This window comes from Brevibacillus sp. AG162, from assembly GCF_006715575.1.
In the GTDB taxonomy this organism is placed as follows: domain Bacteria; phylum Bacillota; class Bacilli; order Brevibacillales; family Brevibacillaceae; genus Brevibacillus; species Brevibacillus brevis.
Genome location: NZ_VFNO01000004.1, coordinates 433,349 through 456,506, shown reverse-complemented (window position 1 = coordinate 456,506; position 23,158 = coordinate 433,349). Strand labels below are relative to the sequence as shown.

The window sequence follows — 23,158 nt, the reverse complement described above, 5'->3', positions numbered from 1 at the left end:
AACATCACGTTGGCTTTTACTATAAATATTCAAGACGTAAAATTAACGGAGAAGTTGCAGTACGCCTTGTGGTTGTTGGTTAGCTTGAGCCAGCATCGCTTGAGCAGCTTGCGTCAGAATGTTGTTCTTCGTGAAGCCCATCATTTCTTTCGCCATGTCTACATCGCGGATACGGGATTCAGCAGCGCTCAAGTTCTCAGAAGCTGCACCCAAGTTATTGATTGTGTGCTCCAAACGGTTTTGGAATGCACCCAATTTTGCACGTTGAGTCGATACATCTTCGATAGCTTTGTTAATAGCAGAGATGGATGCTTCAGCAGCGGAAGTCGTTTTTACAGAGATACCATCAATGTTCAATGCTTTAGCTCTCATGTCTTCAATGCTAACACGCATAGTTTGAGAAGAGTTAGCACCAATTTGGTAAGTCAAAGAAGAATCAGAAATGTCATTTACAGCAGCACGGGAAGTAACAGTTGCTTCCTTACCAATGCTCAAGGTAGACAAAGTCGCCAAGGAGAGTTTTACACCCAAAGTGGCTCCACCAATTGCAAACGAAGTAGCAGCAGCACCATTAATAATGGTAGATGCAGTTTTTCCTCTTTGATCAGTCCATTCAATTTTGAAGGAAGAAGTACCTTGTTTCTCGGAAATACGAATATTGTAAGAAGAGTCAGCTACTGTCGAAGCGCCACCAGCAGCTTTAACACTTTTGAAGACATCAGATGTTTTTTCATTAATTACAACGGTGCTAGCCTCAGTGTTAATACCGCTCTTAGCACCGTTCAACAGTTTTTGCGTGTTGAACTCAGTTGTGTTAGCAATACGATCAACTTCTTCGATCAATTGGTCGATCTCTTTTTGCAGTTCTGCACGGTCAGAGTCTGTGTTAGTATCGTTGGAAGATTGAACAGCCAGTTCACGCATACGTTGCAGAATGCTGTGAGTTTCAGTCAGCGCACCCTCAGCTGTTTGGATCAGGGAGATACCATCTTGGGAGTTCTTTTGAGCCATGTCCAAACCGCGGATTTGACCACGCATTTTTTCAGAGATTGCGAGACCCGCAGCATCGTCACCAGCACGGTTGATACGCAGACCGGAAGACAGTTTCTCCAAAGATTTAGCAGAGTTTGCTGTGTTTGCAGACAGAGCACGGTGAGTGTTCATTGCAGAAATGTTGTGATTAATACGCATGTGTTTTTCCTCCTTGATAATTAAGGCCACGTCCATGTGGCTCTTTTAATTAGGGATACCACCCAATCGCGCGCTTGTGTGATTTCCCTCTCACTATATATATCGGCTAAGCATGAGCAGCAGTTTAGCATTTTTATTACTAGAAATAAAAAAATCTGACGAAATTTGTAGGTTCGCCAGATTTATGAGTTAGCTTTTCTCTTCTATCCACTTTTTCATCGTCTCCCAGTCTACTTTGGACTGGGAGGCAAGCTCATTTTCTTCTTTGATTCCTATATATATCTCTTTGCGGTGAACACTGATTTCCCTTGGGGCACTAATTCCTAAACGTATCGCATCCCCATCTACTGATACTACCTTCACTTCGATTTGATCCCCGATCATAATCGACTCGCCCATTTTCCGAGACAATACCAACATCAATAATCACCTGCCCCTTTAACCGGTTTATCCTGCTATGTAAACAGGGGATGACGCAATGAGTATTTCTCTTCATTTAGAATAACCTGTTTGGCCATCCGATTATTACGGTTAATTACAATAGGTGCCTTCAGATTGATGGTTACCTGTCCTTTTTCCCGAAGCGTAATAATGTTGAGGACAGCAACGGATATCTCCTCTTCGTCCAAACGCAAAGCCGCTTTTGCATAATCTGGCAGATCAAATTGATAATCTGGTACAAAAACAAATGGATCTGCTAGCCAAAAGCCTATAGACTCATCTTCTGTCGACTGCATTTGAAAAAACGGTACATTTGCATCCTCTTTGCTAATTTGAAAAAATTGCATCTCGGGGAAACCCGGTAGCCCATCTTCAAAAAAAAGCTTACCAACGGAGATATCTTGGATTCCTGACATTTACATGTCTCCTTTATTTATATCCTTTGATCCACGTGTAAGCCGGCAACTTCAATTTGCAAGCTATTCCAACGGAGTATATACGGTTCCACTTTGCCAGGCGTGTAGTTATGAATAGGCTTCTTAATCTCCGGATCCATTGTGGCTCCACGTTCCTGTACTTGAATATCAAGTGGTTGCAAGTCATATCGCATCTCGATTCCATCCCCAACCAAAGAACCTGCAGCTATGATCTCCGAATCTCTCGGCATTGATTCCTGTTCAGAAATTGCCACAACAGCATCCGTTTTATTTTCTATGGCTCTTAATTGGTCGCCTTCTTGACTAATGTTCGCAATCGCTTCCATAGCCATACGATATCCGTAGTCTGCATTATCTCGCGTTCGTCTGAGCGGTCCGCGCATATCGATATTTTCACGAGCTTCACTTGAATCTATCGTCAGTGAGCCCTTCGCTTGACGTATTTCGATAATCGCTGCCTCTTGGCGCAAATTAAGTTCTGCTTGTGGCTGTTGAATATCCTGCACTGGTCGATTAATATTCAACCCTAACTGAGCATACGTCTGTTGCATCTGAATCTGAGGAATACGCATCATCCATACGCTCCTTTCCCCAAAATACTATCGCAGAAAATCAAGCAAGGTAGGTTGGATGATTCTCGAACCAGCTCCCAGAGCTGCACGATGGACATTTTCTTGAGTTTTCAAGTTTGTAATCACTTCAGCAACATCAGCGTCTTCGTTGGTACTCATCAGCCCGCTCACATTGACTTCCTCGGTTGCCAAACGAGCGTGCACCAATTCAATCCGGTTTACTCGAGCTCCCAATGCCGCTCTTTCCGCCATTAAATTATCCATTTGAAAATCCATTTTTTCTAGCATATCATTCGCCGGAGCTCCTGTTGACAAGTTTGAAACAACAGCATCCAGAAGCTTGAATACGTTATCTCCATCGGCATCTTTCTTATTGAATATTGTCTGACCATTCACATTGATTGGAACGTAAACTTGTTTACTAACTTCCAACCGAATCTCCGATGTGTTTTGATTTACGAAATCTCCACCCTGATAAGGTGCAGTCAGAGTATCTGTTCCCGCAAATATGTAACGCCCACCAACCGTTGCGTTCGCAATGCTTCCAAGTTGGTTCTTCAACTGTTTAATCTCTTCTCCCATGGCGATCAACGAATCATCCGCCAAGCTAGCATCCCCGGACTGTACCAGAAGCTCCCGAACACGTTGCAATACATCGGTCGCTTGATCCATCGAATCATCTGACAGTTCCAGCCATGATTGGGCTTCTGTTGCGTTGCGTTGGTATTGATTATTCTCCATAAGCGACGAGCGATAGAGCATCCCCCTCGCTGCCACCACTGGATCGTCAGATGGCTTGGCGATTTTACGTCCAGAAGAAAGCTGCTCTTGATATTTATCCATGATGCCCATGGAGTTATTTAGATTTCTCATCATGTTATTATTGAGCATATTTTGCGTGACACGAATTGCCATATTCCTCACCTCTTCTTTTACCTACAGTAATTTTACAGTCCTACCCGTCCCATTCCGTTAATGATCTTGTCTAATACCTCATCACAGCTCGTCATTGCACGTGCAGCAGCACTATAGGCATGCTGGTATTTTACTAGATCAGACATTTCTTCATCGATGGACACACCTGAAACCGATTGTCTCTGAGTATCAACTTGCCCTAATAACAATTCTGAGTTCTTTTCCATACGTTGAGCTTCTTGACTATCTACACCTAGTTGAGCGATTGCATAACGGTAAAAGTCATCTAATGTAGTAGTTTCCGGCTGAGTAGCTGAGCCAATGGAAAGAGAAAGGGACTTGTATTTAATACCTGCAATAGCCAATGCATTGGAACCATCACCTTGGAATGAAGTTCCCGCTGACGCTCCTGTCGTTTCGACTGATGCCGCAGCAAGCGAATTTAGACTTGCCATAATGGCTGGATTTACTTGTAATTTAGCAGAGCTCGTAGGATACGTTTTTGTATTTGGATCTGCTTTTACAGCGTCAGCATCTACAAAAAACGGCAAATCTGCAAGAGGCCCACCAGGATTTGTTTTTCTGTTTTCAATATCATTCAGGTTCATACCCTTGCGATGTAGATCGTTAATTTCTTTTGTCATATTCAGCGCAAGAATATTTAAGCGGTCAAGCATATTTGCAACTGGCCCACTTATTTTTGATTGACCAGTGATAGGATCGACTACTGGTAGCCCGCGTGCTTCCATCGTACCCAACAGTCCGCCAGACTGCGGCACAAACGCTTCGCCACCAAGTGTCACATCAAATAAGTTAGTCGTTGGATTCCTCACTACACCCATGGCAACAGCTTGTGAACCATTGACTAGTTCCCTTCCATCAACAGTTACATTAATCATCCCGCTTCCAGCATCGGTAACTCTTACATTAACCAGCTTACCTAACTTGTCTAACAACAAATCACGTTGATCGTACAAATCATTAGGCTGGTAACCATGCGGCACCAAGTCTCCAATTTGTTTATTCAAATTAGCTATTTGATTTGATATTGAGTTAATATCTATGACTTTTGTAGAGACCACATTATCCAAATCTGTCTGCAAATCAGTCAGAGAAGTAGTAAGTGCCGTAAATGTCTCTGCAACCGCAACAGCCCTTTGTCTTACTACTGCACGTGCAGACAGGCTCTCTGGCTCTTTGGATAAATCTTGCCAGGACTTCCACAATTCATCCATAACCTTTTGCAAGCCCGTATCTGAAGGTTCATTCATGATTCCTTCAATTTTACCCAAAGCATCTCTTTGAGCTTCCCAATAACCAAAATCCTTATTTTGGTTACGGAATTGCAGGTCCAGATAGTTTTCTCTCATTCGTTGGATACCAACGACATTCACACCTGTCCCTAATAATCCCGCTTCGATATTTGTTTGTAATCCTACATAAGGCAAGCCAGTCGTAGCCTGCATATTCACGCGCTGGCGACTGTACCCTTCCGTATTTGCATTGGAGATATTGTGTCCCGTTGTATTTAGCGCGGACTGTTGAGCGAACAAGCCGCGTTTGCTGACTTCAATTCCATGAAAAGTAGAGCGCATTTCGACACCTCTTTACGCTTTTTTGTTGAAAAAAGTTCGATTAGCCTGACGATACGTATCCGAGGTCGGCCTTCCGTAAATGTAGTCGTCCTCGGGCGTATCTGTGATCAGGTCGAGCGTCATGTTTACAAAAGAAAGGGATTGCTCCAGTAACTGCTGATTCAGGTCGTTAGCATCGCGCAGTTCGGTCACAATCCGGCTTAGCTCATTACGACAGGAGGTGAGTCGCATCTTCTCTTCCGCACTGGTCGTCAACTTGATCAATTCAGCCAGTGTGCCTTCTTGCAGCGCAAAGCCCTTCTGTGCTGTCAGTTCTTTTACGACTTGCTGGCGGGCTGCTTCAGCTTCTGTGACGCCCTTGATCAGTTTTTGCTCCTGGCGTGTAATGGCTATCAATTCATCCACATTCCCTTTTACCAGCACTTCTTTCTTGTGCATGGCTAAGGTGTACAAGGCTTTGTGCAACTGGATCAAGTTGTCGAGCAGATCGTAGAGTCTATTCATTCCTTGCTTCTCCTCATCTTCCATCGAAAACTATTCAAAGAGGCTGTTCAAAAAGCCCTCTTCAGCTCTTTGTTACAGCTTTTTCCAAAAGGACAGGAGCTTATCAGCGATCCGCTCACTTGAGACGTGATATTTTCCTTCCTCCACTTGCTTCTTCAACTGCTCCACTTTTTCCCGACGTTGTGGAGAGTTGACATCTTCTACTTGCTTTTGCATTTCCAGCGCTTCTGTGGAAATGTTCACTTCATCCTTGCCCATCGGGATTTTGCCGCTTTTGCCTACCTGGTTGTTGCCTGTCTTGTTGTAAGCATTGATCATCCCGACACGGTTAGGTTCATTAATCCGCATCTGATTACCATCCTCTCATACCAACGGTCTTTTCATAGAAAAAACCGATGACACCTCTTAGTAGTATCATCGGCAATTTCATGATGTACGATTAGTTTTTTTGCATAAAACTATTCGTCACTATTCTGCTTTCTTCGATAAGCCGCTTGGGCTAGTTGGGCTCGTTGGAATTCCTCCAACCTCTGTTCTACCTCGGTTTCTTGCGTGATTTCGTGCTTCAAGCCTTTTAGACAAGATTCGCATATGTTGCCTGCCCGAATCAAAAAACCGCAGCGTTCACATGGATAGCCAAGGTTGGGATTGCCAGCAACCGAAATGCGCCCTTCTTTGATAAACTTCGTGATTTGCTTTACGCTTACGCCAGTAGCTTCGCTCACTTGATGAATATTCGATCCGCGATTTTCACGCTTTCGTAAAAACTGGGCGCATGTCTCATATTCTTGTTCCACTTCTTTATAACATTTGGGGCAAATGTCACGGACTGCTTGTACAAATACAGCATCACACCGCGAGCAGTTTGCCAACTTGCCCATAGACATATCGGACAACCCCTTTTCCGTTCAGAAAGTTCATACGGTTCCATATCCGTTGTATGCCTACATCATAGCTTAATTTTTCCAAACTGGCTATCGGTATATTGTCAAGGAATATATTTCACAGCTTGGCCCCAAATGTTCTCTGATTGTCCTCGCGCACGAACGCAGCGTGGCACCAGTTGTATAGATGTCATCGATGAGCAAGACTGTAGAGGCAGACGGTATACTCTGCTCACCCCACGCAAAAGCTTCACGCATGCTTTCTTGTCGGGACACACGCCCCCTCTGTTTGCTTAGCTTCGGGGTGTCCTTCGTTCGACGCAGCAAAGATCTCACGGGAATCTTGATCGCTGCTCCTAAATGGCGAGCCAACAAGTCAACCTGATTGAAGCCGCGTTCCCGCAATCGTTGTGGATGTAGGGGGACCGTCGTGATACAGGTAAACCCCATAGACCTGTAATAACGCTGAACCGTAACGGCGAGAAGCGTACCGTAGTATGAAGCTAACCTTTCATCACCGCGATATTTGAACAATCCGAGCAAATCCTTCTCTCCCTTTTCATAGCGAAGCAAACTCCGATTTGCCACCAAAATCTGACCATCTTCTCCATGAACACAATCCCTGCATAACCCTTCGCTGCCGATACTAGCCTGCCACTTCCTATCACGCCCGCACCGCTGGCAAATATCATGCCCAATCAACGGCAAAGCATCAAGGCAGACTCCACACACCACAATCCCTTTTAACATCCGGTAGATGACCGGATAGCTCATCTGATCCGATAGCTGTCGCCCTTTTTCTCGAGCGACCGTTTCCTTTTGAAGAGCAATGATACGTCCACCACAACGGACACACATCCCACTGGTCATGAAAGGCCTCTTTGTTCCGCGAGCCTTTGAGCCAAGTTGTTCATCTGTGAAATCTGTCTGACAGCCCGCTTTGGAGAAGTAGCGCGTTCTGTTTGCAAAAACAGAACGCTACCCGTCGTATCATCGAGTGACCGCCCTACTCGCCCTGCTATTTGCACCAAAGATGCCTCGTCAAAAACGGGTGCCTCCGTACCTATCACTACTACGTCACTCTTCGGTATAGTCACACCCCGCTCCAGAATCGTAGTCGTCACCATGACGGTATAACGTTTTTCTCGAAACGCGAGTACCTTTTCCTCCCGCATAGGGTCTGCCGCATGGACACCGGCCATCTCCCCTGCCTGAGCAGGAAGCCACTTTTGAAGATACGATAGCACTCTGTCAATTTCATCAACGCGCGGGACAAAAACAAAAACTTGTCGGTCTTCATTCAGAGAAGTACTTACCGCTTCTATTAACGGTGCCACGATTTGTTTTTTCTGAACGCGCTTATGTAAGCCTTGTACCGTGAGAATCTTGGGGACTGGAAGCGAAGCACCATGATAGCGCCCGGGCAACAGAACATGCGTATCAGAGAAGAGCGGTATCGCGCCAGACGAGCCTAGGGTTGAGCGCCCTTTCCTAACGAGCCGCTTTTGTAAATATCCCGGAGGTGTCGCGCTTAAATAGAGGAGCTTCCCATTCGTTTTCACCGCTCTGGATAGAGCTCGATACAAAATAGGATCATTATGGTAAGGGAACGCGTCGGCCTCGTCGAGAACCACCAGCAAAAAACGCCGATGGTAGCGCATGACCTGATGCGTGGTCGCAATCGTGATGTCACTCTCTTCCCACTTCTCCGCGCTCGAACCGTGGACGGCGATCACTTTAGCCCCTGGAAAGACTCGCTGAATCCGCGGAGCCAGCTCCAACACGACGTCTTTTCGAGGTGTCGCAATCAAAACGCGACCGCCAGCAGCAAGTGCCTCAGTAACAGAAGGGAATAACAACTCTGTTTTGCCCGCTCCACAAACTGCCCAGATCAAAAACTCTGACAATCCTGGTCTCGGATTGGCTACAAAGCAACGCGCTCGCTCAGCTGCCCGCGATTGATCTGCTGAATACTTCCCCGCCCACTCCAATCTCGCCACGTTCTGCAAATGGTCTGCGCTACGGATAAGGGATACCCCCATATCCATAAAAAAATACGGCGTACAACACTTGCTCCTGCCCATCCCTAAACAGGCTGTGCAATAAGCGCAACCTTGCTCACACGTATGACAATAAGTAAGCTCCACCTTCGCTCCTGCGCTTCCGCAGCGTTCACAGACCAACTCCAGCCGATTGCGCCGCCATCCTTTTGTGACCACAAAACGAATGCCAGGTCGCCACTCCGCTTTGTTCGCAAGCACGAATGAATGCAAAATGGCTGACAAATCATGCACGTCTACCCCTCGCTTTTTCAGCAAGGACTCTACTTCATCCCAAAGAAGCGCACGCCCGTCCAAAATCTCGCTCAAAACAGCTTCTTGAGGTTTCTCGCGGGATGAGCTCCTTCGCAGAAGTTCGCGACCACCTAAAAAGCTCAACCGAGAACCCGGCAACTTCCCCGATTCTTTGCTACCTCGATATGAAACTTCTACAGTCTCCTCGACTGACTCCCAAGAAAACCACCCCTGCCCTCGACGATCCTGTACGTTCACTGCTTCCCGCCCATATAAGCTACTCGCTTCGCACACGCTACTTGCTGCCAACGCTCTCAACTCTTTTACATATCCCTCAGTCAGCACCCGTCCTTTACCAACTTGATCCATCAAATACCCGTTCACTTTCGCACGCAAGGAAAAAGCCAGAGCAAGCGAAGACGTCTTCCCGATGACATGCAGGACACACCCTTCTCTCTCCTGCCAAAAAGAACGATCTACAGAAAAGCTCGGCGTAACATAAGTCTGCACCTGTGGTATTGATCCGCCGGAAGCTTTGATATACAGCAAATACTCACGCATGCGATCACTCCTCCGCCCTCTTGCCCTTAGTGTGCAAAAAGACAGACAGGTCCGGCAAATAAATTTCGGAACCAAAATCAGGCCGTAGAAAAATAAAAAAGCCGCCGATCTATTGTCGACAGCTCGTAATATTTACGCTCAACAAACCTTTATGCTCCCTCTTTTTTCTCCCGCAGATCAATGACGATGGTTCCAGCCGCAATCTCCTCCTGTACATCTCCCAAACAATAGCCGTACGGATAACGATTCAAGACAGCTGCCATCTGTTTCGTATCATCGTCAGATCCATCATCTATCAAGGTAATTCGGATAGGTCTGCCACTCCAATATGAACGAAACAGCAGACTCCTCACTACACGTTCCAGCACCTGTTCCGAATTGCGTACCAACAACCGATAATGCTCATGCGGGAGCTCGCTCGCGCTATCCGTCCGATTGGTCCAGCGCTCCGCGATCATTACCAACAAAGAGGAGCAGCCAAATGCTGCCAAAAGCCATACAATCAGCTCTTCCATCACGGTCATACCTCCTCCTATACCAAGGTATGCCGCACGGCTTGAACAGAGTGCAAATAGGAAGCGCTTCCTACAATTTCACCCAGCCGTTTTTAATGGAGATGACAACAGCTTGTGTCCGGTCTTGAACATTGAGCTTTTGCAAAATGCTGCTAACGTGATTTTTAACCGTCTTTTCACTAATAAACAAGAATTCCCCAATGGCACGATTGCTTTTCCCTTCTGCCATCAGCTGCAATACTTCCCGCTCGCGACGGGTAAGCGATTCGATCACTTTTGGATCGATGGCTTGCGATTCATCTACGGAGAAGCTACGCTCTGCCGTCCCTTCCTGCTCGCTCAGACGACGGAATTCTTCAATCAGCTTGCCCGTCACCTTCGGATGTATGTATGCACCACCACTCGCCACTACACGCACAGCGTCAACGAGGTCTGTCGTTCCCATTTCCTTCAGCAAGTAGCCAGAAGCTCCAGAGCGGAGTGTACGATACACATATCCCTCATCATCATGAATCGAGAGCATAATCACACGAGTAGAAGGACTTACAGAAATCACATTTTCTGCAGCAGAAACACCATTTATGTTCGGCATGTTAATATCCATCAACAAGACATCCGGCTTGTGCTCTTCCGCCAATACTGTGGCTTCTCCTCCGTCCGCACCTTCCCCGACGACCTTGAAATCTTCTTCCATTTCCAATATTCGCTTTACGCCTTCGCGAAATAATTGATGGTCATCCACAATCACAATGCGGAGTTCTTGCTGTCTTTTATCCATGGTTCATCCCCCAGTACTTATTTACGTATCATGTCACAATTTTATCGGTATTTGGAATATAACCTTGGTTCCCTCTCCCGGAGCGGATTGCAGCTCGACACTGCCCTCTAAGAGCTGTACACGCTCACGCATTCCCAAGAGTCCAAAAGAGTTGCCATTCGCCATGCGTTTTTCCAGATCGAATCCGACCCCATCGTCTTTGACGACAAGGCTTAACGAATCTTGTACAAATTCCAGCTTCACTTGGACTGTCGAAGCGCCTGCGTGCTTCTCCACATTGTTCAGACATTCCTGAACCAAACGGAAGATCGCAGCCTTTACCGAACTGCGCAAAGGAGGCTCCACACCAAATACTACCAGATCGATGGAAGACTGAATACGCTCTTCGCACGTTTGAATATATTTTTGCAAGGTAGGTACTAGCCCTAAGTCATCTAATGCCATTGGACGCAAATCAAAAATAATACGTCGAACATCCGCCAAGCTCAAGCGTACCATTTCCTTCAGCTCGTGCAGTTCCATTTGCGCTTCCAAAATGCGCTCGTTCTTCAACATGCGTTCTACAATTTCCGAACGCAACACGACATTCGCCATCGATTGAGCTGGACCGTCGTGAATCTCTCGTGCGACACGCTTGCGCTCTTCTTCCTGAGCCTGGATTACCTTTAGGCCCATCAACTGATGCTGCTTAGCCGATTCCAGCGCCTCGCCTATCTTGCTTAAGTCACCTGTCAAGTAACCAAGCACGACGCCCATTTGAGAAACCAGCTTTTCTGCACGGACGATGGTTTCTTCCAAGGTACGCAGCTGACGCTCCAAATCATTTCTTCTGCGCTTCAAATTGTTTTCCCGCTCGCGGTAAATGGACAGTTCTACCTGAATACGGCTCGCCTCTTCATACGCAACCCGGATGTCTTCCTCCGTGTACATATGAAAATTACGACTGACCAAGACGAGCTTGTTGCGCGATTTGCGATACGCAAGTTCAAGCGCATCGACTTTTTGAATCACTTTGGAAATTTCTTGTCGAAGTTCATGCAAATCAAACTTCAATGAGTTGCCATGCTGTCTGGCGTTTTCAGCTATATCAAATATTTGGGTTTTACTCGTTTCTACGGTTTCAATCGTTCGCTTGATCACCCCGTCCAGCACGCTGATGTCAATCGCTTTGTTCATGATTGCTCTCCTTCAAACTCATTTTTAGCCTTCGTGAACAACTGTTGGAGGTGCTCTTCTTCTACATCTCGCAGTCCCATGTCATTGCGTGGAATGGCAAACGGATCTGTTTCCTGCTTTACGAATCCACGATTGGATGTAAATACATAGCGGTAGCCAGCTTGACGAGCTGTCTCCAGTACGATTGGACTTGTGTAGCCAAACGGCAAAGAGATGACTTCAATCTCTTGCTTCATCCATTCGCTTAAACCGACGCGAGATATACTGAAATCCACATAGAGGCGGTCCCTGTACTCTTTCTCGTCCTCTAAACGCTGCAAGTCCTTTAGATAGACCGGAGCTGTTTCTGGGCCAAGATCGCCCCACTCATTTCGTTCTTCCTCTTCATGCAGACTGTACGTATGGGACCCGATTGTAACCAGTCCCGAATGAGTCATTTCGTTAACCTGTTGACGCGTAAGTGGTGGCGTCATATGCTCCCGTTTTCGGTCAGCTACATCTCTTAAGCGCCCCGCAATCGCGAAGTTCACTGAAGGGTAGCCGTATGTACGTAAGATCGGAAATGCTTCTGTGTAATAACTCTCATACCCATCGTCAAACGTAATCAAAACAGCATTCTCAGTCGGTAAGGTACCCGTCTCCATAAATCGCAGGAACTCCTCCAACGAAATCGGATTCAGGTCGTTATCATGTAAAAATTTCATGTGTCGGGCAAATTGATCAGGAGCTATGACATACCGCTGATTCGATTGATCCGTGACATGATGGTACGTCAAAACCACAACCTGATTGTTATACCACTTTTTCGTTTGAACGGCTGCTTCTTCAATTGGTGTGACGTTTGGCTCAGCATTTTTTGTCTCACTTATGCTTATAGACGTATCCACTTGGGGAAAAGGTTGCACTTCTTGTTTATTCTTTTTTTCCAGAAAAGATTCGCCTAACAACCCAATAGCCACTGCAAAAAACAAAAAAGTTAGAAACACGATCAGGAAGAGCCTTCTGTTCGGCAAAAAAACCCCTCCTCTACTTCCTCACTAGGAGATTCGACACAGTCATACAAATTCCTGTGCAACATTTGACCCAATAATTGGATGACTTAGCTCCTAACATGAAAAAGAGCCCAGTAGCAACACCAGGCTCTTTTTATGTCGTTGAATATTACAGTTGAGCAGCCTCTTGCTTCAGAACTTCTGCTTTGTCTGTTTGCTCCCAAGGAACATTCAGGTCATTGCGTCCGAAGTGGCCATATGCAGCTGTTTGTTTGTAGATAGGACGACGCAGGTCAAGCTGCTTGATGATACCAGCAGGACGCAGGTCGAAGTGTTTGCGAACCAATTTCACCAGATCTTCTTCGGAAATAGTGCCTGTACCGAATGTATCTACTGCGATGGAAACTGGTTGTGCTACACCAATTGCGTAAGCAACTTGCACTTCGCATTTGTCTGCGAGGCCAGCAGCCACGATGTTTTTCGCTACATAACGAGCTGCGTAAGCACCGGAACGGTCAACTTTTGTCGGATCTTTACCGGAGAACGCACCGCCGCCATGACGAGCATAACCGCCGTAAGTATCTACGATGATTTTGCGGCCAGTCAAGCCAGCATCCCCTTGTGGTCCGCCAATTACGAAACGGCCAGTTGGGTTGATGAAGTATTTGGTTTCAGCGTCCAACAGTTCAGCTGGAACAACTGGTTTGATTACGTGTTCAACCAGATCTTGCTTGATTTGCTCCAAAGTTGTTTCAGGAGCATGTTGGGTAGAAATAACGATGGTATCGATACGAACTGGTTTGTCGCCATCGTACTCAACAGTTACTTGTGTTTTTCCGTCAGGACGGAGGTAACCAAGTGTTCCGTTTTTACGTACTTCAGTCAAACGACGAGCCAATTGGTGGGACATGCTGATCGGAAGTGGCATCAGCTCAGGTGTTTCATTGCAAGCAAAACCAAACATCAAACCTTGGTCACCAGCACCAATTGCTTCGATCTCAGCGTCAGTCATTTTGCCTTCGCGTGCTTCCAATGCTTGGTCTACACCAAGTGCAATGTCAGCGGACTGCTCGCCAATTGCAGTAATAACACCGCAAGTGTCAGCGTCAAAACCGAATTTTGCACGGTCATAACCGATTTCACGAATGGTTTCACGAACGAGCTTTTGGATATCCACATAAGTGTTTGTAGTGATTTCACCTGCTACGAGAACCAAACCAGTAGTTACGGAAGTTTCGCAAGCTACGCGAGCGTTTGGATCTTTGGACAGGATCGCATCCAAGATGGAGTCGGAAATTTGGTCACAAATTTTATCCGGATGTCCTTCAGTTACAGATTCGGATGTAAACAGACGACGACCTTTTTGCAAAGCCATGAGAAAATACCTCCTTTGACCTCATACAAATAGTGTGGTAGCCGAGTCAGGATTTTATCTACGAAAACGCAAATAAAAAACCTTTTCCATTTTTAGGAGGAAAAGGTTTGAGCGTTTTTTGCTTCCTTCATCCTCTTATCGGCCAGAACAGATGTCCGTTCTGCTGGTTAGCACCGCTCGAGATCGGTTGCCGGGCTTCATAGGGCCAGTCCCTCCGCCTGCTCTGGATAAGAGTATCCATTACGGATAATAGAATAATTGTTTTTTTCAGAGATGTCAATAGGAAAAATTTTACTTATAATTGATAAGCTTTGGAAAGTACCACAACTACCTCGGCGCGAGTTGCCCTTCCATTCGGTTTAAAGGAAGATCCGTACCCACTGAGCCAATTTTTAGATGTCAAAGCCTCAATGGCAGGAGAAGCCCAATGACTCGTTGGCACATCCTGATAATTCGAGGTACCACGGTTATACATCAAAACATCACGTGCCCGCGCGATCATTACCGCCATCTCTGCACGCGATATCGGCTGATCCGGCTTCATTTCATTCTTCGGGTACCCTTTCAATATTCCTAACTGATAGGCTACACCTAGATTGTGATACGCCCAGTGCCGCTTTGGCATATCCCGGAAGGCCGTTTTTCCTGTGTAGGTAGTCGCTACCTTGGAACCGGTCGCACGCATCGATTTAAGCAGCATCGTCGCAAACTCTGCACGGGTCACTGCCTGATTCGGCTTGAACGACGCATCATTAAATCCATTTACTATACCGCGAGAGCTTAGTCTGACGATCTCTGAGCGCGCCCAGTGGTCCGAAATATCGCGATACCCAGCTACCAATTTCTGCTGCGTCACCGTGAGTCGGTACGAATCATATTTGAACGCAGTACCGCTATTGAGGCGTACATAGTATTTTCCCGGCTGCAAGCGCACCCCGATAATGTCCTTCCCACTATTGGAAAGCTCGGCTACCTCATTCGTCGAAGCAAGTGCATAGTTCATGTTTCGATCACTGTAGAGTGCGAAACGAAAGCCACTCTCCACAGGAATATACGGCGCTCGGAATGTCACGTATGATTCGCTATTGACAGTAAATTGGAACCAGTCGGAATCAGTTGCTGTCGGAATTGTTCCTGACATCACTGTCCCACCGCTTAACGGAGACGCTTTTTGATAGGTATCATTCGGCTCATTGAAATCTTTTTTAACTGGCGTGTATCCCAAATCCAGCTGGTATTCGCCATTGACTGCATTCCGCGAATACTCGCTCACACGGATGTAATATTTACCCGGGGAAACCTCTTTACTAACCCGCTCTGTCGGATTGTCCTTTGTCCCATTATCGTATAGAGGATCCCAGACTACTGATTTCTGGCCGGGCGCTTGTTTACCAAGACCCAGCAACAAATCCACTCGCTTGTTGTCAGGGCTAACAGAAACATCTAAATGCCCGTACTCACGAACGTAGTAGGAGAACCAATCCTGATCGCCTTCATCATGAAAATTGCCTGTCACACTGATTTGGTTCCCTACAAGCGGTCTGGCCGTTTCTTGTGTATCGTTCGGTTCATTTCGGTCAGGATTGATCAAAAATTTACTCGTCAACACGTATGTAAAAGCGTTGTTGACGCCTCCACTGCGCATTAAGCGGATGTTCATTCTTCCTGCCTTGACCGGAACCGTTATCGTATCGCCATTCCCGAAGTACTGTGTAATCGGTTGACGATTCTCAGGGTAAAAGGTAGCAGCCATCGCCGAAGAAATACCCGATGTCACTGTAGCCGTAAAGCTGACCTTTCCATCGTAAGGGATGTCCATCTTTAGCCAATCTACGGTATCTTTTGGACCCAAATTGCCACGTATTTGTGACTCAATCGGAAACGCCTTCGCTTTGGAAGAAGAATCATTCGGCTCTAAAAAGTCGTAAGAAAGTGCCGTTTTTACTGCTTTGTTGACATCTAACAAGCCGTATCCAGTCTTCCGGTCCCATCCTTTCTCCCCCAAGTCAGTAGCCGTTTGATAAAGCAATTGCCTCACATCAAATGGACTGAGATTAGGATGCCGAGCGAGAATGAGCGCAGCTGCACCAGCTACTTGCGGTGCCGCCGCTGAAGTACCACTAAACGAGCCGTATTTTCCCCCGAGCTTTGTTGTGTATACATTCAACCCAGGAGCTACCAAATTCAGTTCAGGCCCCGTATTTGCCTGATACAACACTTCATTGTTACTCCTCACAGCCCCTACCGCTACGACAGTTGGATACGCAGCTGGATACGCCACACGGCTACTTTCATTACCACTCGCTGCAACCAAAACGGCTCCGCTTCTCTCCGCTCGTTGTACAGCAGCTGCCAACGACTTAGAGTAAGCCATACTGCTAAAGGACATCACAATGACTTTGGCACCACGATCCAAAGCTACATTGATGCCTTTCGCAATCAGTTCAACATCCGATGACGCCTTGCTATTCAAGATTTTAATCGGTAAAATCCTGGCATTCCAAAGAACACCCGAAACACCGATATTATTATTTCCACTAGCAGCAAGAACACCGGCTACTTCTGTGCCGTGCCCGTTGTCGTCCTGTGCTGACTTCCCAGGATTGACGAGATTCACACCTGGCAAAAGGTTGCCCTTTAAATCAGGGTGTTTATAATCTGCCCCAGTATCCAATACAGCAATAATAATCTGCTCATTGCTATTTACCGTTGGCCAAGCTCTATCTGCTTTAATTTGACTTAGATGCAGCTGGTTGGTCAAATAGTAGTCATTGGATGCCGGAGGCGCTGCTGCGAAGACTGATTGGTTGTTTGCCATAATGAGCGTGACCATTAATGTAACAGTCACTGACATGTTCACTGATCTTTTCATGTAAAACAGTCCTTCCTTCTCTCCCCTGCAAAAGTAGCAGTCTAAAAGGAATTCAGGTATTTGTCATCTGGTCTTTAGCATAGCGGATGAAAAGGGGGACACGCAACCCTCATTCTCCAATATTTGGAACGCTTTCACAGAAGAAAACCCTTTTCACCATCGGCAAAAAGGGTTTTTCTCCTTACTGTAACAAACCTTTATTGTCTTCTACTTCAGGTGTTACCTGAGCTTTTTCTTTTTTTCGTTGTTGCGCTTTGGGAATAAAGGCAGTCAGTTCAGCAATATTTACCGCTTCTTTTTTAAAGGAAGAGGAAGGAATATCGAACGCCCACACGCGATGGCTGTTCGCTTCTACCTTCATGTTTTCCAACGTAAAGTGTACACGTGCTACCGTATCGCCCGCTTTATCATGAACAATAATTGGCACTTCGGTAAACTCCAGACGTTTTCCTAATCCGTTACGGAAAGCAACGATAACCTTCAAGCCGTTATCTTCACCAGGCTTGATATCGAGGACTTGCAAATCTACTTCGCCCTCAACAATCGGGTTCGCCTCTTCAGCCTGTTGCAAATACTGCTCCGACTCATCTGCACTCAGACCCCAGTTATAATTTTGGTTGTCCTCTACTCCGTGCTTTTTAGGCTTGATAAAAGTCAGCATCAGAGGGATCTCTTTTTCAGGGATCCGGTCGAACTCATCCCAACGGAACATAAATTCCATCGGGCGACTGGACATTTCTCCTACTGGTCCTGAGGCAATCAGGTCAAACGTTTTTCTCGCGACCTCTTCTCCGTCCTCCGTAACCAAAGACAACGGGAGCTTTTGAAGCAAAACGCTGCGCTCTGTCGCATTGCGAATGTAGGTAAGGACCAGATAACCATCATTAGTAACCTGCGTGAAGAACGGAATGATACCGACTTCGTCACGAACAACCGGAGGCATTTCATCATGCGCGTATTGCAACAGCTCCTGCTCAGCGTCATCCAATTGATTTTCCCAAGGACCATTCATCACCAAAAACAGTTCCTTCGAGTCCACACGGTTCGCAGATTGCTGCGGATTATCCAGTCCGGATACACCCAGATAAAACTCTCTATGAAGATTCTCATGAATATCTTCGCGTACTTGCTCCAGGCTCTCTTTGGAACCAAACCAATTTTCCAATAACCAACTCATATAGCAACCTCCTCTTTCCCATCCTGAAAAAATGTGCGTTCTACTCTACAGTAAGCGCCCATCTTTTCAGGTCGGCATCAGGCTTTTTCACAAATTTAGGCGGGAATACAATCAGCCACGGACGGCTGTTTCCAGGCTTCACCCGAATGGAGCTTGCATCCAGAGAACCTGTCGCAACTACATCTCCATCCGAATCGGAAATCGTAAACTTGAGTTTTTCCGGACGGTAATCATGGCTGAGTCCATTTCGGAAAAGCATGGCTACCACCAGGTTTCCTTCGTCGGTTTTTCGGATGTCAAAACCGGTTACTTCCACCGTATTAATAGGAACCAACGGCAAAGACTGTGTCAATGCTTCCAGACGATCCTTTTGACGATCAGTCATGCGCTTCTCCATTTCAGGATCAAGCTCCAGTGTACGAGGCCAAACATGTGTATTGCTGCCGGCCTTCATTACTACTTTCCAACGGCTAAAGGTGAAATTCTCATGCAAATAGCTTTCTTCCGGGAATAAAACCTCCCATGGACGGCTGGAATGCGGTGGAATAGCCCCCATATCTGACAAATCCACTCTGATTCGCGCAAAAGGCTTGTCGTCTAGATAAATCGCTAATCCTACGTTTTTAATGCGTACAGGTTTATTTGTGGCGTTGCGGAAAAACATAGCGACAGTCATTCCGTTTGGCTGTGGAATCATACTGAAGCCTGTTACGCTAATCATGCCTGGTACCATTTCAGGCAATTCTGCTTGCAAAAAGCGGAGAGTATACTTTTTCTCCGAATCCAGCTCACTTTCCCATATCGGGCTCAAGGATAGCTCGGTTCGAATTTTCTCAGCCTTCATAGCAGACTTTTCCGGTCCACCATTGCTATCCATTTCGACTTCGTTGCTAGTCATGGAAGCCAAATCAATTGTCGACTCTTCCTGAATCTCCTTTTTCAGATCCTCCAGGGAGCGCTTCTGCTGATCTTTACCTAACAAATTCTTCATAAAGGAAAACATATGATACCTCCTCACACGTCCGGGCACGAACGAAGCTTCTCTTATCATCATAAACGTTTTAGACTAGCCCATGCAAATTGGTCTCTCGAAAACTCAAGCTCCTTGGGGTACGCTCACTTTCCAACGAGACAAATCTGGCGCTTCCTTTTGGATGCTTGCCGGCGGAAAAATAAACACCCACGGCTTGCTGGTATTTGCATTGACAGTCAGGCCATCCAGTTCAAATAAGCCTTCTGCCACTTTATCTCCACTCGCATCAAACAGCACCAACGGCAATTTTTCAAAGGAAAGGGACTGCGCAGAGCCGTTGCGTATCAGAAGCATGACATGAAGATCGCCTTCTGACGAACGACCAAGCTGTACACTCTGGATATTGACCTCTCCCTCTTTTAATGCAGGAAGATTCTTGGCTAACTGAATCAAGTAAGTTTTCTGTTCTTCAGACAACGCCTTAATCCAGGATTCCTCTAGCTCTAGCTGCTGTGGCAGAACCATTTTCTTCTCGGCCAATTCAAAAGCAATTTTCCAATTTGCCAAAAGAACATCCACTTTCAGGAAGTGTTCTCTATCAAATACAAACGACCACGGCCTTGCGGAACGCGGTGGAATTTCCCCGATCTCGCTCAGATCGAACGTCTGGCGGGTAAACAGCTCCTGATCACCGAACAGTACCACCAGTGTCGTCTCATTCAGGTGTACAGGTTCATCAGAACTGTTCCGGATGAACGCTGTCACTTCAATCCCTTCATCATGCGGAACAAGAGAAGTCCCTGCCAGAGAGATATTCCCGGCTTGCAATGGAGTCAGTTCTTGAGCCATAAAGGAGAGCGAATACTTCTCCTGTGGACTAAGCTTTTCTTCCCATGATTTATGCAGGGAGAGCGTTGTGATGACGCCAGAAGATGCATCCTGTACCTGGCTTTCTTCTTGATGTGACTGTGCGGTATCAGAAGCGGACAAGATCGATTCCTCCTGAACCTGCTCTTGTACCTCTCTCGCTGTTGGTTTATTCCCCATTAAATTCTTCAAGAAGGATAACATATCGTCGCTCCCAACTTTTCTCTACATCTATATACAGTTTGCATTCGTCATCCACTATAGCATAGTGACATCCTTTTGCAACATAGAAAACTTGGCATTACAAGCAGCAATGAAACGGTTTTTGCAACCATAGAACAGAGCTATTCGTAATAGTAGTTATGTTAGGATACCCGTATGAAGTAGATGATGTCAAGGAATGGAAAGCTATCCTTACTTCAAAGATCGACACCTATTAGATGTTAAAGTTTACATTATTATTCAATATTGCTAGAATATAAGTGTCTAAACAAATAACTTGGGGAAGCACCATTTACCAACTGACCAGCTCAGTTGGTCTTTTTTCTATCATGGGGATAAACAAATATTCGTACAAAAAATAAAGGACCTGCCTTTTACTGGCTGGTCCTTCAGATTTGATTACCACCGTTTACTATTTACTTAAACCGAAGGATTACATAATCGCTAATTGCAGTTTCCAATCCAACGTCTCTCGAATCCCATCAGTTAAACTTGTTTTAGGTACCCACCCTACTTTATCCATAATGTGAGAATTAGATAAAACAGAATGATTAATGTCACCTAATCTTGAATCTACATAAATAGGTGCTCCCTGTCCACTTAATAAATTGTTAAACAGGTTGTACAGCTCGTTTAAACTTGTGGAAATTCCTGTGGAAACATTAAAGATTTCTCCATCTCCTGCTTGCAGTGCAAGTACATTTGCTCTAGCGATATCCTTTACAAACACAAAATCACGTGTGGTGCTCCCATCTCCATATATAATTGGTGATTCTCCTCTGCTGAATAAATCAGTGAAAATAGAGACTACACCGCTTTCTCCATTTGAAGACTGCCTTGGGCCATACACATTGGCATATCGTAAAATAGTAAAATCGATACCATACAGGTCATGATACATCCTCAAATATTCTTCTGATGTCTTTTTAGTTAAGCCGTACGGAGAAACTGGCTTCAACGGATGACTCTCTTTAATAGGCAATTCAATGGGCATTCCGTATACAGCAGCTGTCGAAGCAAATATTACTTTTCTTACTTGATGCTTCCGAGCTGCTTCTAAAAGATTGAGTAGCCCTGTTAAATTCACCTGAAGATCTGTAATCGGGTCTCTTAAAGAATTTGGTACGCTAACCTGCCCAGCCTGATGTATGACAATGTCAAACTTTTCTCTAGAAAAGAGCGAATGCAAATCAGCTCTAATATCTTGTTTAATGATTCGAACGTCCCTAGTGAGATTCCCCTTTTTCCCAACAGATAAATTGTCCAACACGACAACGTGATGTCCACACTCAATTAATTCATCTACAATATGGGAACCTATAAAACCTGCCCCTCCAGTTACGAGTACTTTCATTAAAGTCTCCTCTTCACGCATTTGTGACGGCTTCTATCTTCTCAATAATTAACAGGAAAGTTCCTGTCGCCTTTTTTCACCTTTGCAGGCTTTTCTCGTCCTTCTGCTTTGGTTTTATCAAGCAAGACAATGATCGTACGTAACATAATGATTATATCCAGCAGAAGAGAGTAGTTTCTAATATAATGCAAGTCATATCGCAGCTTATCCTCGACATCCGTCGTGTACTTCCCCATAACTTGGGCATATCCCGTAATCCCTGGTTTTACAACATGTCGGTATTCATAAGACTCGAACTGTTCGACAAACTGCTTTGTAAAATATTCTCTCTCCGGCCTTGGACCTACAAGTGACATATCACCTATGAGTACATTAAACAATTGGGGCAGTTCATCTATTCTGGTTAGTCTCAATAACTTTCCGACCCGCGTAATACGAGAATCGTTTTGCTTAGCGATGATTGGTCCCGTATGTACTTCTGCATCTTCTATCATGGAGCGGAATTTATAAATTTGAAACTCATTTCCATGTTGTCCGATCCTTTTTTGCTTGAAAATGATCCTTCCTTTTGGCTCCTCAAACTTGATCAGAAAACTCACGAAAAGAAAAATGGGAGATAAGAGCACCAAAAAAAGAAAAGAGAAAATCATATCAAAAACCCGCTTGATCAATCGCTGGTCAGCGGGAAGACCAAATGGCTTGACTGCTAGGACCATCGTGTCATCCAATGATGTGATAATCGATTTAGAAAGCAGCAAATCATACAAGGATGGAACAACGTATAAGATCTTATTCTGTTTCATAGCTTGGTAAATGATCTGAGCTTTCTTTTCTTCCAATAATTCTGGCGTTATGATGACAGAATCTACCTTGTTCATTTGTGTAATGATTTCTTCAATGCTTTGATCAGGCTGAATATGTTTCCACTTTATAGGACCAAGGAATGACATGCCGATCTTTGCAAATTCAACCTGTGAACCAATTAACAATGTTGTACCTGATTTATAATCACGTTTACATTTCAGATAAATAAATTTCCATCCTGACAGTAATCCAATCATCAGAAAATACGAAATCAGTATGACAGATCTTGGCAGTGCAAACTCACGAAAAATAAAAGAAGCAGCCATTGTTAAGAACGTAATGAAAGTAGTCGCAACGAAAATACTTCTCACAACATCCCATATGCTTTTTCTATTCAATGTATAGAGCTCATAGACTGTTAGAAAAAACAAGCTAATCAAGAGAATCCAAGGTGCAAGCGCCAGAAACGATTCCCAGTTTCTAGCCGTTATATTTTCATACCTTAAGAAAAAAGCCAGAACATATGTAAAAAAAATGATGAACAAGTCGACCGTTAACAAAATAAACTTATCAATGCGTCTATCCAATATATTAAACATAAAAAAACCCCTAACAATATCAATTGCTAGAGGTATTTTAACATACTTACTGTTTTCCAA

The 23,158-nt window shown here is 45.3% G+C and carries 22 protein-coding genes and 1 riboswitch; all 22 genes read right to left on the bottom strand.

Annotation, left to right across the window (positions count from 1 at the left end; genetic code table 11):
* Positions 1-42: 42 nt before the first annotated feature.
* The 22 genes from FB479_RS15920 to FB479_RS15815 all read right to left on the bottom strand — a co-directional run bounded on the left by FB479_RS15920 (position 43) and on the right by FB479_RS15815 (position 23,098).
* Positions 43-1,191, bottom strand: a complete 1,149-nt coding sequence (locus FB479_RS15920) for a flagellin N-terminal helical domain-containing protein (RefSeq protein WP_106656017.1) — start codon at positions 1,189-1,191, stop codon at positions 43-45.
* Positions 1,192-1,380: 189 nt separating this feature from the next.
* Positions 1,381-1,611: a carbon storage regulator CsrA gene (gene csrA / locus FB479_RS15915; RefSeq protein WP_106656018.1), complete on the bottom strand. Its 231-nt coding sequence runs from the start codon at positions 1,609-1,611 to the stop codon at positions 1,381-1,383.
* A gap of 35 nt (positions 1,612-1,646) precedes the next feature.
* Positions 1,647-2,048, bottom strand: a complete 402-nt coding sequence (fliW, locus tag FB479_RS15910) for a flagellar assembly protein FliW (RefSeq protein ID WP_142065941.1) — start codon at positions 2,046-2,048, stop codon at positions 1,647-1,649.
* Between the two features lie 17 nt (positions 2,049-2,065).
* Complete coding sequence (locus tag FB479_RS15905) at positions 2,066-2,644, bottom strand: DUF6470 family protein (protein ID WP_232030222.1); 579 nt, start codon at positions 2,642-2,644, stop codon at positions 2,066-2,068.
* Between the two features lie 24 nt (positions 2,645-2,668).
* Positions 2,669-3,556 carry a flagellar hook-associated protein FlgL gene (gene flgL, locus FB479_RS15900; protein WP_106656020.1) on the bottom strand — a complete coding sequence of 296 codons (888 nt, stop codon included), beginning with the start codon at positions 3,554-3,556 and terminating at the stop codon, positions 2,669-2,671.
* 32 nt (positions 3,557-3,588) lie between these two features.
* Positions 3,589-5,151 carry a flagellar hook-associated protein FlgK gene (gene flgK, locus FB479_RS15895; protein ID WP_142065940.1) on the bottom strand — a complete coding sequence of 521 codons (1,563 nt, stop codon included), beginning with the start codon at positions 5,149-5,151 and terminating at the stop codon, positions 3,589-3,591.
* A gap of 12 nt (positions 5,152-5,163) precedes the next feature.
* On the bottom strand, positions 5,164-5,655 hold the full coding sequence (locus FB479_RS15890; protein WP_142065939.1) for a flagellar protein FlgN: 492 nt from the start codon (positions 5,653-5,655) through the stop codon (positions 5,164-5,166).
* A 72-nt stretch (positions 5,656-5,727) separates the two neighbouring features.
* Positions 5,728-6,003 carry a flagellar biosynthesis anti-sigma factor FlgM gene (flgM, locus tag FB479_RS15885; protein ID WP_016742371.1) on the bottom strand — a complete coding sequence of 92 codons (276 nt, stop codon included), beginning with the start codon at positions 6,001-6,003 and terminating at the stop codon, positions 5,728-5,730.
* Positions 6,004-6,113: 110 nt separating this feature from the next.
* On the bottom strand, positions 6,114-6,542 hold the full coding sequence (locus FB479_RS15880) for a TIGR03826 family flagellar region protein (RefSeq protein ID WP_106656022.1): 429 nt from the start codon (positions 6,540-6,542) through the stop codon (positions 6,114-6,116).
* A gap of 87 nt (positions 6,543-6,629) precedes the next feature.
* Positions 6,630-7,409: a ComF family protein gene (locus FB479_RS15875; protein WP_142065938.1), complete on the bottom strand. Its 780-nt coding sequence runs from the start codon at positions 7,407-7,409 to the stop codon at positions 6,630-6,632.
* Positions 7,406-9,394 (bottom strand): ATP-dependent helicase ComFA, encoded by a 1,989-nt coding sequence (locus FB479_RS15870; RefSeq protein ID WP_142065937.1) that lies wholly within the window; start codon positions 9,392-9,394, stop codon positions 7,406-7,408. The genes FB479_RS15875 and FB479_RS15870 overlap by 4 nt, the downstream gene beginning before the upstream one ends.
* A 149-nt stretch (positions 9,395-9,543) precedes the next feature.
* Positions 9,544-9,909, bottom strand: a complete 366-nt coding sequence (locus FB479_RS15865) for a glycosyltransferase (RefSeq protein WP_106654714.1) — start codon at positions 9,907-9,909, stop codon at positions 9,544-9,546.
* Between the two features lie 70 nt (positions 9,910-9,979).
* Positions 9,980-10,687 carry a response regulator gene (locus tag FB479_RS15860; protein ID WP_142065936.1) on the bottom strand — a complete coding sequence of 236 codons (708 nt, stop codon included), beginning with the start codon at positions 10,685-10,687 and terminating at the stop codon, positions 9,980-9,982.
* Between the two features lie 33 nt (positions 10,688-10,720).
* A complete protein-coding gene (locus tag FB479_RS15855; RefSeq protein ID WP_106654716.1) occupies positions 10,721-11,863 on the bottom strand; it encodes a sensor histidine kinase in 1,143 nt (380 codons plus the stop codon).
* Positions 11,860-12,876, bottom strand: a complete 1,017-nt coding sequence (locus FB479_RS15850) for a polysaccharide deacetylase family protein (protein WP_142065935.1) — start codon at positions 12,874-12,876, stop codon at positions 11,860-11,862. Before FB479_RS15850 ends, FB479_RS15855 begins: the two co-directional genes overlap by 4 nt.
* 148 nt (positions 12,877-13,024) lie before the next feature.
* On the bottom strand, positions 13,025-14,230 hold the full coding sequence (gene metK, locus FB479_RS15845) for a methionine adenosyltransferase (RefSeq protein WP_142065934.1): 1,206 nt from the start codon (positions 14,228-14,230) through the stop codon (positions 13,025-13,027).
* Between the two features lie 132 nt (positions 14,231-14,362).
* A riboswitch (SAM riboswitch) is annotated at positions 14,363-14,464 on the bottom strand.
* A 61-nt stretch (positions 14,465-14,525) separates the two neighbouring features.
* Positions 14,526-17,102, bottom strand: a complete 2,577-nt coding sequence (locus tag FB479_RS15840; RefSeq protein ID WP_106654718.1) for a S8 family peptidase — start codon at positions 17,100-17,102, stop codon at positions 14,526-14,528.
* A gap of 181 nt (positions 17,103-17,283) precedes the next feature.
* Positions 17,284-18,279, bottom strand: coding sequence for an SLAP domain-containing protein (locus tag FB479_RS15835; protein ID WP_142065933.1), 996 nt, complete (start codon positions 18,277-18,279; stop codon positions 17,284-17,286).
* Positions 18,280-18,319: 40 nt separating this feature from the next.
* Positions 18,320-19,282, bottom strand: coding sequence for an SLAP domain-containing protein (locus FB479_RS15830; protein WP_142065932.1), 963 nt, complete (start codon positions 19,280-19,282; stop codon positions 18,320-18,322).
* 93 nt (positions 19,283-19,375) lie between these two features.
* Positions 19,376-20,323, bottom strand: coding sequence for an accessory Sec system S-layer assembly protein (locus FB479_RS15825; RefSeq protein ID WP_142065931.1), 948 nt, complete (start codon positions 20,321-20,323; stop codon positions 19,376-19,378).
* A 451-nt stretch (positions 20,324-20,774) separates the two neighbouring features.
* On the bottom strand, positions 20,775-21,695 hold the full coding sequence (locus FB479_RS15820) for an NAD-dependent epimerase/dehydratase family protein (RefSeq protein WP_142065930.1): 921 nt from the start codon (positions 21,693-21,695) through the stop codon (positions 20,775-20,777).
* Positions 21,696-21,736: 41 nt separating this feature from the next.
* A complete protein-coding gene (locus FB479_RS15815) occupies positions 21,737-23,098 on the bottom strand; it encodes a sugar transferase (RefSeq protein ID WP_142065929.1) in 1,362 nt (453 codons plus the stop codon).
* Positions 23,099-23,158: the final 60 nt, after the last annotated feature.

Excerpts from the sequence above, each read along its gene's own strand:
- metK (WP_142065934.1), bottom strand. The coding sequence starts at position 14,230 with ATGGCTTTGCAAAAAGGTCGTCGTCTGTTTACATCCGAATCTGTAACT.
- FB479_RS15870 (WP_142065937.1), bottom strand. The coding sequence starts at position 9,394 with ATGCGTGAGTATTTGCTGTATATCAAAGCTTCCGGCGGATCAATACCA.
- FB479_RS15855 (WP_106654716.1), bottom strand. The coding sequence starts at position 11,863 with ATGAACAAAGCGATTGACATCAGCGTGCTGGACGGGGTGATCAAGCGA.
- FB479_RS15820 (WP_142065930.1), bottom strand. The coding sequence starts at position 21,695 with ATGAAAGTACTCGTAACTGGAGGGGCAGGTTTTATAGGTTCCCATATT.
- FB479_RS15875 (WP_142065938.1), bottom strand. The coding sequence starts at position 7,409 with ATGACCAGTGGGATGTGTGTCCGTTGTGGTGGACGTATCATTGCTCTT.
- flgK (WP_142065940.1), bottom strand. The coding sequence starts at position 5,151 with ATGCGCTCTACTTTTCATGGAATTGAAGTCAGCAAACGCGGCTTGTTC.
- flgL (WP_106656020.1), bottom strand. The coding sequence starts at position 3,556 with ATGGCAATTCGTGTCACGCAAAATATGCTCAATAATAACATGATGAGA.
- FB479_RS15840 (WP_106654718.1), bottom strand. The coding sequence starts at position 17,102 with ATGAAAAGATCAGTGAACATGTCAGTGACTGTTACATTAATGGTCACG.
- FB479_RS15880 (WP_106656022.1), bottom strand. The coding sequence starts at position 6,542 with ATGTCTATGGGCAAGTTGGCAAACTGCTCGCGGTGTGATGCTGTATTT.
- FB479_RS15860 (WP_142065936.1), bottom strand. The coding sequence starts at position 10,687 with ATGGATAAAAGACAGCAAGAACTCCGCATTGTGATTGTGGATGACCAT.
- FB479_RS15905 (WP_232030222.1), bottom strand. The coding sequence starts at position 2,644 with ATGATGCGTATTCCTCAGATTCAGATGCAACAGACGTATGCTCAGTTA.
- FB479_RS15830 (WP_142065932.1), bottom strand. The coding sequence starts at position 19,282 with ATGTTTTCCTTTATGAAGAATTTGTTAGGTAAAGATCAGCAGAAGCGC.
- fliW (WP_142065941.1), bottom strand. The coding sequence starts at position 2,048 with ATGTCAGGAATCCAAGATATCTCCGTTGGTAAGCTTTTTTTTGAAGAT.
- FB479_RS15815 (WP_142065929.1), bottom strand. The coding sequence starts at position 23,098 with ATGTTTAATATATTGGATAGACGCATTGATAAGTTTATTTTGTTAACG.
- csrA (WP_106656018.1), bottom strand. The coding sequence starts at position 1,611 with ATGTTGGTATTGTCTCGGAAAATGGGCGAGTCGATTATGATCGGGGAT.
- FB479_RS15835 (WP_142065933.1), bottom strand. The coding sequence starts at position 18,279 with ATGAGTTGGTTATTGGAAAATTGGTTTGGTTCCAAAGAGAGCCTGGAG.
- FB479_RS15825 (WP_142065931.1), bottom strand. The coding sequence starts at position 20,323 with ATGTTATCCTTCTTGAAGAATTTAATGGGGAATAAACCAACAGCGAGA.
- FB479_RS15920 (WP_106656017.1), bottom strand. The coding sequence starts at position 1,191 with ATGCGTATTAATCACAACATTTCTGCAATGAACACTCACCGTGCTCTG.
- flgM (WP_016742371.1), bottom strand. The coding sequence starts at position 6,003 with ATGCGGATTAATGAACCTAACCGTGTCGGGATGATCAATGCTTACAAC.
- FB479_RS15865 (WP_106654714.1), bottom strand. The coding sequence starts at position 9,909 with ATGGAAGAGCTGATTGTATGGCTTTTGGCAGCATTTGGCTGCTCCTCT.
- FB479_RS15890 (WP_142065939.1), bottom strand. The coding sequence starts at position 5,655 with ATGAATAGACTCTACGATCTGCTCGACAACTTGATCCAGTTGCACAAA.